This is a genomic window from Streptomyces sp. NPDC029526 (assembly GCF_040637405.1).
Classification (GTDB): domain Bacteria; phylum Actinomycetota; class Actinomycetes; order Streptomycetales; family Streptomycetaceae; genus Streptomyces.
In genome coordinates this window covers 149197-159082 of the sequence record NZ_JBEZWE010000013.1, presented here as the reverse complement: position 1 = coordinate 159082, position 9886 = coordinate 149197, and the positions used below count along the sequence as shown (strand labels likewise).

Here is a 9886-nt window from a genome sequence, read left to right as displayed (position 1 = left end):
GGCTGCACGAAGGCCCACTCGGCATCGGACAGTTCATGGCGACGTATCACCCGACCATGATCCCCGATCGAAGATCATTTGACGACAGACCCTAGGGGGTGTCCGGAAAGTCATGGGAGCCAGAGTCGGAGGCAGGCGAGGGTGACCATGGCTTGGAAGTGGGCGGCTCGTTTGTCGTAGCGGGTGGCCAGGGCCCGGTTCTGCTTGAGCCGGCTGAAGCACCGTTCGACCACGTTGCGCCGCCGGTAGGCAGCCTTGTCGAGGCGGCAGCGGGCCTCGCCGCGGCGGATGCGTCCGTTGATCTGGTCGATCCGCTCCGGGATCGTGCAGGCGATTCCGCGTCGCCGCAGGTAGGCGCGGATCTTCCGCGCGGAGTAGCCCTTGTCCGCGACCACGCGGTCGGGCCGGGTCCGGGGCCTGCCCGGACCCGGCCGGGCGACCTTGATCCGGTCCATGACCGCTTCGAACTGGGTGCAGTCGTTGACGTTCCCGCCGGTCAGGGTGAACGCGAGCGGCCGGCCCTGACCGTCGCAGGCCAGGTGGATCTTGCTGGTCAGCCCGCCGCGTGACCGGCCGAGCGCCTCACCTTCCCAGGGCCCCCTTTTCGGGCCCCGGCCGCGTGCTGATGGGCTCGGACAGTCGTCGAGTCCACGCAGACGACCGACCAGTCCACGGTCCCGACGGCGTCGCAGTGCTGCTGGACATGGGCTAGCAGCCGGTCCCAGGTGCCGTCGGCGGACCAGTGCCGAAACCGTTCGTAGACCGTCTTCCACGGGCCGTAGCGATCGGGCAGGTCACGCCAGGCGGCACCGGTGGACAGCTTCCACAGGATCCCGTTGACGACCTGGCGCCGGTCCCGCACGGGCCTGCCCATCCGGCCCGGCGCCAGCAACGGAGCGATCAACGCCCACGACTCATCCGTCAGTTCATGTCGACGCACCACAACCGGAGCAACGAGCCACTGACTTTCCGGACACGCCCTAGCGGCCCCGGACCCAGGCCCGGACCCGGACCTCAGTCACCCACAGCGGCGTTCACTTGCGCGTGCGTGCCCCCGGCAGCCTGCTCGGTCGTCCGCCGGCGGCCGGCGGCCGGGGTGCGGTTTTCCGGACATCCGATTCGGGGGCGGGCACGATCGATCGCCGCGCTCTGCCCGCCGAGGATGAGGACATGACGGAGACGGAGACGGAGACCGGAAACCGGGACCGGGACGGGCATGACCGCCCTGGCAGAGGACCTGCACCGTGATTACGGACGCGGCCCTTCCGCCGCGCGGGCCGTGCGCGGGGTGTCGGTTGCCTTGACTCCCGGGACGCTCACTGCGGTGATGGGGCCTCGGGCTCCGGTCCCGACCGGGCCGGGCGCGCATACGGGTAACCCCCTCCGGCAAGAGCAGCGCACACAAACAAGAGCAGTGCTCTTGCTTTCGAGCGGTGACCTCATGCAGACTGACTTCCACACCGAGAGCACCGCTCGCAAACGTGAGCACCGATCTCTAATCTTTAGGGCGGTGCGGCGGACCACCGGCCGCCCTAAAGCCGCCAAAGCACTTCGCAGCAGTATGTGCCTCAGCCCGCCCCGTCCCACCCGCCCCGCCCCGTCCAAGGAGGCCCCCATGTCCACTCCCACTCCCACACCGCACGTCGTCAAGCCCGGCCGGTTCACCGTGGGTGTCGTCAACCGCGCCGTCGCCTGGCTGATCCGCCGCGGGTTCGGCGTCTGGGGTTCCCGGATCCTCGCCGTCCGGGGGCGCAAGTCCGGCGAGTGGCGGACGACGCCCGTCAATTTGCTGACGGTGGACGGGGCCCACTACCTCGTCGCCGCCCGCGGTCACGTCCAGTGGACCCACAACATGCGCGCGGCCGGCGGCGGGGAGCTGCGCCTGGGCAAGCGCGTCGACACCTTCACCGCCGTCGAGGTGGCCGACGACGACAAGCCGCCGCTGCTGCGCGCCTACCTCAAGCGCTGGAAGGCCGAGGTCGGTGCCTTCTTCAAGGGCGTCGGCCCGGACTCCTCCGACGCCGAGTTGCGTCGTACCGCTCCGGACCACCCGGTCTTCCGGATCACCTTCACGAGCTGACAGCGAGCGCCCGCTGCACCCTCACTGCTGCACCCTCGCCGCTTCACCACGTCGACCCGCTCACTCCGCCGACCCCGCCCCCCGTCGCGTGGCCCCCCGGTGAGCTCCGGCCGGCCGGAGCACCGGTCGGGCCGAACGCCCGCCCCACCCACGTCGCCCGATGGGCACCAGGCAGGAGCCCGAGACACCAGGCAGGAGCTCGCGGCGGAGAGCTCACCCTGCCCGTCCGGGCCGGTGCGATGCGAAGGCCCGTGCTCCACCGCCCCTGCGGGCCCTGCCGCCCCCGCCGCCGGCATCAACTCCCCGGAAGCATCGGGCCCTTACCGCAGCAAGTACCTCCGCCGAAGACTCACTGCCCCGAACCGTCGACCCTGCGTTCCGTCGTGTCGGCGTCCGCCGGGCGACGGTCGAAGGCCAGCAGGGCACGGTGTGCCAGGGGGTGGGTGCGGACCAGTTCGCCGAGAGTCGTCGAGCCCTGGGTGATGTCCTTGAACGCCTTCCAGGCCGGGCGGAAACCGGTGAGGACCGCGTGGAAGACGCCCGGGCGTCGTTCGAAGGCGGCGAGCATGCGCTTGCCCACGCTCATCTCGACGCCCAGTCCCGCCTTGACGGCGAAGGCGTAGTTCAGGGCCTGGCGCCGGGTGTCCACGGCGTCGTGCGCCTCCGCGATCCGGACCGCCCACTCCCCCGCGAGCCGGCCGGAGCGCAGGGCGAAGGAGATGCCCTCACGGGTCCACGGCTCCAGCATCCCGGCCGCGTCCCCGCACACCAGCACGCGCCCCCGGGACAGCGGCGAGTCGTCGGCACGGCAGCGGGTCAGGTGCCCGGAGGAGATGCTCGGTTCGAAGCCGGCCAGGCCGAGACGGCCGATGAAGTCCTCCAGGTACCGCTTCGTCGCGGCGCCCTCCCCCCGTCGGGAGATCACGCCGACGGTGAGGGTGTCCCCCTTGGGGAAGACCCAGCCGTAACTGCCGGGCATGGGGCCCCAGTCGATGAGCACCCGGCCCTTCCAGTCCTCGGCGACGGTGTCCGGGACGGGGATCTCGGCCTCCAGCCCCAGGTCGACCTGGTCCAGCTTGACGCCGACGTGGGCTCCTATCCGGCTGGCGCTGCCGTCCGCGCCGACGACGGCCCGGGCGAGCACGGTGTCGCCGCCCTGGAGGACCACGGCGACCGTGCGCCGGTCGGGCACGGCCGAGCCGTGCTGCTCGACCCGCTGCACGGTGGCGCCGGTGCGCAGTTCGGCACCCGCCTTCTGTGCGTGTTCCACCAGCTGCTGGTCGAACTCGGGCCGGTTGATCAGGCCGAACAGCATCTGCCGGGAGCGCCGCGTCCGGCTGAAGCGGCCGTTGTGGGAGAAGGTGACCGCGTGGACCCGGTCCTTGAGGGGGAGGTCGAAGCCGGGCGGGAGGGCGTCACGGGTGGGGCCGATGATGCCGCCGCCGCAGGTCTTGTAGCGGGGCAGCTCCGCCTTCTCCAGCAACAGCACGCTCCGTCCCGCGACCGCCGCCGCGTAGGCGGCCGAAGCCCCCGCGGGTCCCGCGCCCACCACGACGACGTCCCACACCTGCCGCACGTCGTCCGCTGAAGAGTTCTCGCTGCTCACGATGGTCTACTGCTCCCGATCCAGCCGCCTGCCGCTCTTGACCCCCGCATCCTACGGCGACGATCACCAGGGGCCGCTGTGGGAGGATCGACGGCATGGGTGGCCCGTACACCGGACGCCTCCCACACCGCACGATCAGCTCGTACGGGGAGCCCTCCCCCGCCACGGGGGAGTTCACACCCTTACAACGTCGCACCCACAAGGAGCGTGCCCATGTCGTCGCATTCGGTCGCCGCGACCGTCGCCTCGCTGATGCCGAGGGCGAAGGAGGAGCTCACCGAACTGGTGGCCTTCCAATCGGTGGCGGACTTCGGCCAGTTCCCGCGCAGTGAGAGCGAGGGAGCCGCCCGCTGGATCGTCGACGCGCTGACCGCCGAGGGCTTCCAGGACGTCGCGGTGCTCGACACCCCGGACGGCACGCAGTCCGTGTACGGCTTCCTGCCCGGCCCCGAGGGTGCCAGGACCGTGCTGCTGTACGCCCACTACGACGTGCAGCCGCCGCTGGACGACGCCGGCTGGACCACCCCGCCGTTCGAACTGACCGAGCGGGACGGCCGCTGGTACGGGCGCGGTACCGCCGACTGCAAGGGCGGCCTCATCATGCACCTGCTCGCCCTGCGCGCCCTGAAGGCGAACGGCGGCGTCCCGGTACACGTCAAGGTGATCGTCGAGGGCTCGGAGGAGCAGGGCACCGGCGGCCTGGAGCGGTACGCCGAGGCACACCCCGAACTGCTGCGGGCGGACGCGATCGTCATCGGCGACTCGGGCAACTTCCGTCCGGGTCTGCCCACCGTCACCTCCATGCTGCGGGGGATGACGTTGGTGCGGCTGCGGATCGACACTCTGGAGGGCAATCTGCACTCGGGGCAGTTCGGCGGCGCCGCGCCGGACGCGCTGGCGGCCCTCGTGAGGGTGCTCGACTCGCTGCGCGCGGAGGACGGCAGCACGACCGTGGACGGGCTGACCGGTGACGCGGTGTGGGACGGATTGCAGTACGACGACGAGCAGTTCCGGCAGGACGCCGGCGTGCTGGACGGCGTGCGGCTGATCGGTTCGGGCACGGTCGCCGACCGCATCTGGGCGCGCCCGGCGGTCACGGTCCTCGGCATCGACTGCCCGCCGGTGGTCGGCGCCACCCCGTCCGTGCAGGCGAGCGCAGGTGCGCTGATCAGCCTGCGGGTGCCGCCGGGCACGGACGCGGCCGAGGCGACCGAGCTGCTGCGGGCGCACCTGGAGGCGCACACGCCGTGGGGTGCCCGGGTGAGCACCGAGCAGGTCGGCCAGGGCCAGCCGTTCCGGGCCGACACCGGCAGCCCGGCGTACCGGGCCATGGCCGACGCGATGGCGGCCGCCTACCCGGGGCAGGAGATGAGCCAGGCCGGCCAGGGTGGCTCGATCCCGCTGTGCAGCACGCTGGCCGCCCTGTATCCGCAGGCGGAGATCCTGCTGATCGGACTGAGCGAGCCGGAGGCCCGGATCCACGCGGTGAACGAGAGCGTCTCCCCCGAGGAGCTGGAGCGTCTGTCGGTCACGGAGGCCCTCTTCCTGCGCAACTACGCCTCCGGCGCGAGCTGACACCGTCCGACCGGGGCCCGGGCCGCCCCCCGGGCCTATGCAGCCACCGGCCCGGGCCCGTACGACCCCCGGCCCGATCGCATGACGGCCCCGGCCCGGGCCCGTACAACCCCCGGCCCGGACCCATGGCAGTCCCCGGCGGGCAGCGAGCCCCCGCCGGGGCGGCATCACGTCCCGCGTGAGGGCCGAGGCCAAGCCTCCTCCTCCGGTCCGCCGGCAAGTCGCCGAGTCACCAGGTCACAGGCCACAGGTCACAAGTGACCTGGCGACCAGGTGACCAGGTGACCGACCCTCACGCCCTCCGGTCAGGGACGACGCTGCCACCGCGCAGGTCCGGGACCGACCGACGCTTCCCGGCGCCTCCGCAGGCCGATCGGCCAGGGTCCGGCGCCTCCCGGCCCTGGCGGCGGAAACGATCCGCGCCCGAATCTCCCCCGCTGCCCGCAGATCCGTCCGGGACCAGCACTCCCCCCGCCCGGCCCAACCCTGCGCACACCGCTCGGCCCGCTCTCGGCGCTTCCCCGACGCTTCCCGAGCCCCGGACACCGATCGGCGGACCGTCGGCGTCATCCGGCCGGGCGGGCGGCCCACCGCGGCCGGCAGCCCGTCGGTCGACAACCCACCGGTCGACGGCCCGCCGGGTAGGCGGCCCCAAGAGCTCAGCGGCCCACCGAGGTAAGCAGGCCCCCAAGAGGTCAGCGGCCCACCGGTGTGCCCGCCTCCAGGTACATGGCCCGGCCGCGTTCCCGCGCCCGCAGGGCCCGGCGGAGGCGTTCGTAGCGCACCGGGGGGAGGAGTTCGGCCGCTTCCTCCTCGGAGGCGAAGCGCCAGTCGCGCAGTTCGGGGCCGGGCAGCAGCAGCCGGCCGGCTTCGGCGGCCGGGAGGCGTCCGCCGTCGAAGAGGAGCCGGAGGCCGCCGTAGCCGGGCGGTGCGGGTGGTTCCCAGTCGACGACGAGCAGGGCCGGTGCCTCGGCCAGGCTGATCCCGGTCTCCTCGGCGACCTCGCGCATGCCCGCGCGCGCCGGCGCCTCGCCGGGTTCGACGACCCCACCGGGGAACTCCCAGCCGGGTTTGTAGGTGGGGTCGACGAGCAGGACGCGGTCGTGCTCGTCGAAGAGCAGGACGCCGGCGGCGACCGTCTCGGCGGTGGGTTCCGGGGTCTGCACGATGTCGCAGGCGCGCACCGATCCGGCGGCGACGGCCTCGGCGATGCGTACGGCGGTGTCGTACGGGCTCAGCGCGCTGTTGTCGACCGGGTAGGCGTCGGCGGTGAGCCAGGAGGCGAGGGCGCCGCGGTACGGCTCGATGTGGTCGTAGGACCACTGGCGGACCCGCAACTCGCCGTCCGGAAGACCCGCGGGTATCTCCCGGCCCGCTATGCGTTCGCGCAGGATCGTTTCCGCCGGGGCGAGGAGCACGTGCCGCACCGCGATGCGGCGGGCCGCGAGGCCGCCGAAGATCTCGTCGCGGTAGTCCTGGCGCAGCAGGGTCATGGGGATGACGAGGGTTCCGCCGAGTTCCGCGAGCATGGCCGCCGCCGTGTCGATCACCAGGCGCCGCCAGATCGGGAGGTCCTGGTAGTCGCCCACCTCCGCGAGGTGCTTGGGCGGGAGCAGGTGACCCAGCGCCCCGCCGATGACCTCGGGGTCGAAAAGCGTGCTGTTCGGGATCAGTTCGATCAGTTCCCGTGCGGTGGTGGTCTTCCCCGCACCGAACGCACCGTTGACCCAGACGATCACGGTTTCCCCCTCTTCGGTTGGCCCCCTGTGGCTTGCCCGCTCCACCCTGCCACGGAAACCAGTTCGGGCTCAGAACGGCGAAACGACGGCGCCGGTGCCCTCGCGTGAGGGCACCGGCGCCGCGCCGTCCGGCCGGGGGCCGTCAGTCGTCGCCCTGCGCCAGGTCACCGGCGGGGGCCAGGCTGTCCGAGGCGACGGCCACCTGGTCGAGGGAGCCGAGGGTGTCGTCGACGCTGACACCGGCGAGGTCCTCGCCGAGGGCGTGGGACGGCGTGACGGCCGCGACGACGAAACCGGTGGCCAGGGAGGCGATGGCGAGCATGCTGCGCTTCTTCATGCCCCGCTCAACTGCCGAGACCGCATCGGGGTCACGCCCCGGACGTGAATCGGTCGAAGTCGAACTCGCGCGCGCCCCTCGGACGTCCCCGGCGCGCGCCGAACGCGCCCCGGGACACCCACGCCCCCGGCCCGGCGGGGGGCAGAAACCGGCCCTCGGCTCGGCAGTTCGCGCCCTCGTCCGCCCGGCGGTCGCCCCGCCGCGCGTCCCCCGTCGGGCGCGGCCCGCACGGCACCGGGCCCGGCCGTCACACCCCAGCGACCCCAGCGACCCCCGCGACCGCCGGGTCCTCCCGCCGGGCCAGGGCCGCCGCCGCGGCGCCCACGAGGCCGGCGTCGGTGCCCATGCGGGCCGGGGCGACCGCGAGCCGCTGGACGAAGGAGAGGGTCGCGTACTCGGCCAGTGCCCGGCGCAGCGGGGCGAGCAGGACCTCGCCGGACTTGGCCACTCCCCCGCCGATCACCGCGATGTCGATCTCCACGAGCGTGGCGGTGGCGGCGATACCGGCGGCCAGGGCCCGGGCGGCCCGGTCGAAGGACGCCACGGCCACGGGGTCACCGGCCCGGGCGGCGGCGGCCACCGCGGCGGCGGAGGTGTCGCCGTCGGGGCCGGGTTGCCAGCCGTTCTCCAGGGCCCGGCGGGCGATGTTGGGGCCGCTGGCCAGGCGCTCCACGCATCCGCGGGCGCCGCAGGGGCACAGGTCGCCGTCGAGGTCGACGCTGATGTGGCCGATGTGACCGGCGTTGCCGGTGGGGCCGGGGTGGAGCCGCCCGCCGAGGACCAGCCCGCCGCCGACCCCGGTCGAGACGACCATGCACAGGGCGTTGTCGTGACCGCGGGCGGCACCCTGCCAGTGTTCGGCCGCCGCGATGGCCACCCCGTCGCCGATGAGTTCCACCGGCAGGTCCCCGGTCACCGCACGGACGCGGGCCACCAGCGGGAAGTCCCGCCAGCCGGGCACGTTCACCGGGCTCACGGTGCCGGCGGAGGCGTCCACCGGGCCCGCGCTGCCGATGCCCACGGCGGTGACTCCGGGCCAGAGCGGGGACGCGGTGAGCTCTCCGAGCACCTCCTCGACCGCGCGCATGACGGTGCCGCCGTCCTGCCGTGCGGGAGTGGGACGCTGAGCGCGGACCAGCAGGCCGCCCCGGCCGTTCACCAGTGCCCCGGCGATCTTGGTGCCGCCGATGTCGAGCGCGGCCACGAGGTCGGTGTGCATCAGTGTCGGAACTCCCCGTCAACCGTGAGACAAATCATGAGACACACATCATGGGATAAATACCGAGCCGGTCCCATGTGCGGCCGAAGGGTACACACGGGACGCATCACAACCCGGTCTCGCGGTGGGGTACGGGCCGGAGTGCACGGTGGACAGTGTCTCCCGACCGTGACAACGTTGTCCAGGTTCTATGCTCGACGCCACATCCTCATACAACCCCATGGACGTACACACCCCCGTGGACGACAGGACAGGACACCGCACCGTGCCGGACACGCACCGCCGCACCCACCGCCTCCCCGGGGCCCGCTACGGAAACCGTCCGACGATGAAGGACGTGGCCGCCCGCGCCGGGGTCGGACTGAAGACGGTCTCGCGGGTGGTCAACGGCGAGCCGGGCGTCACCGCGGAGACCGAACGCCGGGTGCAGGAGGCCATCGAGGCACTGGGGTTCCGCCGCAACGACAGCGCGCGGGTGCTGCGCAAGGGCCGCACCGCCAGCATCGGGCTGGTGCTGGAGGACCTCGCCGACCCGTTCTACGGACCGCTGAGCCGGGCGGTGGAGGAGGTGGCCCGCGCCCACGGCGCCCTGCTGATCAACGGGTCCAGCGCGGAGGACTCCGAGCGCGAGCAGGAACTGGTGCTGGCCCTGTGCGCGCGCCGGGTGGACGGCCTGGTGGTCATCCCGGCCGGTGACGACCACCGGTACCTGGAGCCGGAGATCAGGGCGGGGGTGGCCACGGTGTTCGTGGACCGTCCGGCCGGCCGGATCGACGCGGACGTGGTGGTGTCGGACAACTTCGGCGGTGCCCGCGACGGTGTCGCCCACCTCATCGCGCACGGGCACCGCAGGATCGGGTTCATCGGCGACATGCCCCGCATCCACACGGCGGCCGAGCGGCTGCGCGGCTACCGGGCCGCGATGGAGGACGCGGGCATACCGGTGGCGCCGTCGTGGATGTCGCTGGGCGTCACCGACCCGGAGCGGGTGCGCCGGGCGGCCGAGGAGATGCTGCGGGGGCCCGACCCGGTCACCGCCGTCTTCGCGGGCAACAACCGGGTGGCGGTCACCGTGATCCGGGTGCTGGCCGAGCAGGAGCGCCGGGTGGCGCTGGTCGGGTTCGACGACATCGAACTCGGCGATCTGCTCCGGCCGGGCGTCACCGTCGTGGCACAGGACGCGGCGGCCCTCGGCCGGACCGCCGCCGAGCGGCTGTTCCGCCGGCTGGACGGCGCCCTGCCCTTCCCCGAACGCATCGTGCTGCCGACCCGGCTGATCACCCGCGGCTCGGGCGAGCTGGCGCCGGCGGACTGAGCGGCGGCGCCCGCG

7 protein-coding genes and 1 pseudogene are annotated in these 9886 nt (G+C 73.1%); 3 read left to right on the top strand and 5 right to left on the bottom strand.

Annotated features, from left to right (window positions below):
- Positions 1-110 precede the first annotated feature (110 nt).
- Positions 111-940: pseudogene (locus tag AB0F01_RS24190) on the bottom strand (IS5 family transposase).
- A 675-nt stretch (positions 941-1615) separates the two neighbouring features.
- On the opposite strand from AB0F01_RS24190, the gene AB0F01_RS24185 reads away from it, so the two are divergent.
- Positions 1616-2080 (top strand): nitroreductase family deazaflavin-dependent oxidoreductase, encoded by a 465-nt coding sequence (locus AB0F01_RS24185; protein WP_362099405.1) that lies wholly within the window; start codon positions 1616-1618, stop codon positions 2078-2080.
- A gap of 349 nt (positions 2081-2429) precedes the next feature.
- Here the strand turns inward: AB0F01_RS24185 and AB0F01_RS24180 are convergent, their stop codons facing one another.
- Positions 2430-3686, bottom strand: a complete 1257-nt coding sequence (locus AB0F01_RS24180; protein ID WP_362099402.1) for a geranylgeranyl reductase family protein — start codon at positions 3684-3686, stop codon at positions 2430-2432.
- Between the two features lie 213 nt (positions 3687-3899).
- On the opposite strand from AB0F01_RS24180, the gene AB0F01_RS24175 reads away from it, so the two are divergent.
- Positions 3900-5261 (top strand): dipeptidase, encoded by a 1362-nt coding sequence (locus AB0F01_RS24175; protein WP_362099399.1) that lies wholly within the window; start codon positions 3900-3902, stop codon positions 5259-5261.
- A gap of 695 nt (positions 5262-5956) precedes the next feature.
- Here the strand turns inward: AB0F01_RS24175 and AB0F01_RS24170 are convergent.
- From AB0F01_RS24170 to AB0F01_RS24160, 3 genes are all read right to left on the bottom strand, one after another.
- A complete protein-coding gene (locus tag AB0F01_RS24170; RefSeq protein ID WP_362099396.1) occupies positions 5957-7000 on the bottom strand; it encodes an NUDIX domain-containing protein in 1044 nt (347 codons plus the stop codon).
- Positions 7001-7142: 142 nt separating this feature from the next.
- The gene (locus AB0F01_RS24165) at positions 7143-7337 is read right to left on the bottom strand and encodes a hypothetical protein (protein ID WP_362099394.1); all 195 of its coding nucleotides are present in this window, start codon (positions 7335-7337) and stop codon (positions 7143-7145) included.
- A gap of 247 nt (positions 7338-7584) precedes the next feature.
- On the bottom strand, positions 7585-8556 hold the full coding sequence (locus AB0F01_RS24160) for an ROK family protein (RefSeq protein ID WP_362099391.1): 972 nt from the start codon (positions 8554-8556) through the stop codon (positions 7585-7587).
- Positions 8557-8776: 220 nt separating this feature from the next.
- Here AB0F01_RS24160 and AB0F01_RS24155 point away from each other — a divergent pair, with 220 nt between their 5' ends.
- On the top strand, positions 8777-9871 hold the full coding sequence (locus AB0F01_RS24155; protein WP_362099389.1) for a LacI family DNA-binding transcriptional regulator: 1095 nt from the start codon (positions 8777-8779) through the stop codon (positions 9869-9871).
- Positions 9872-9886: the final 15 nt, after the last annotated feature.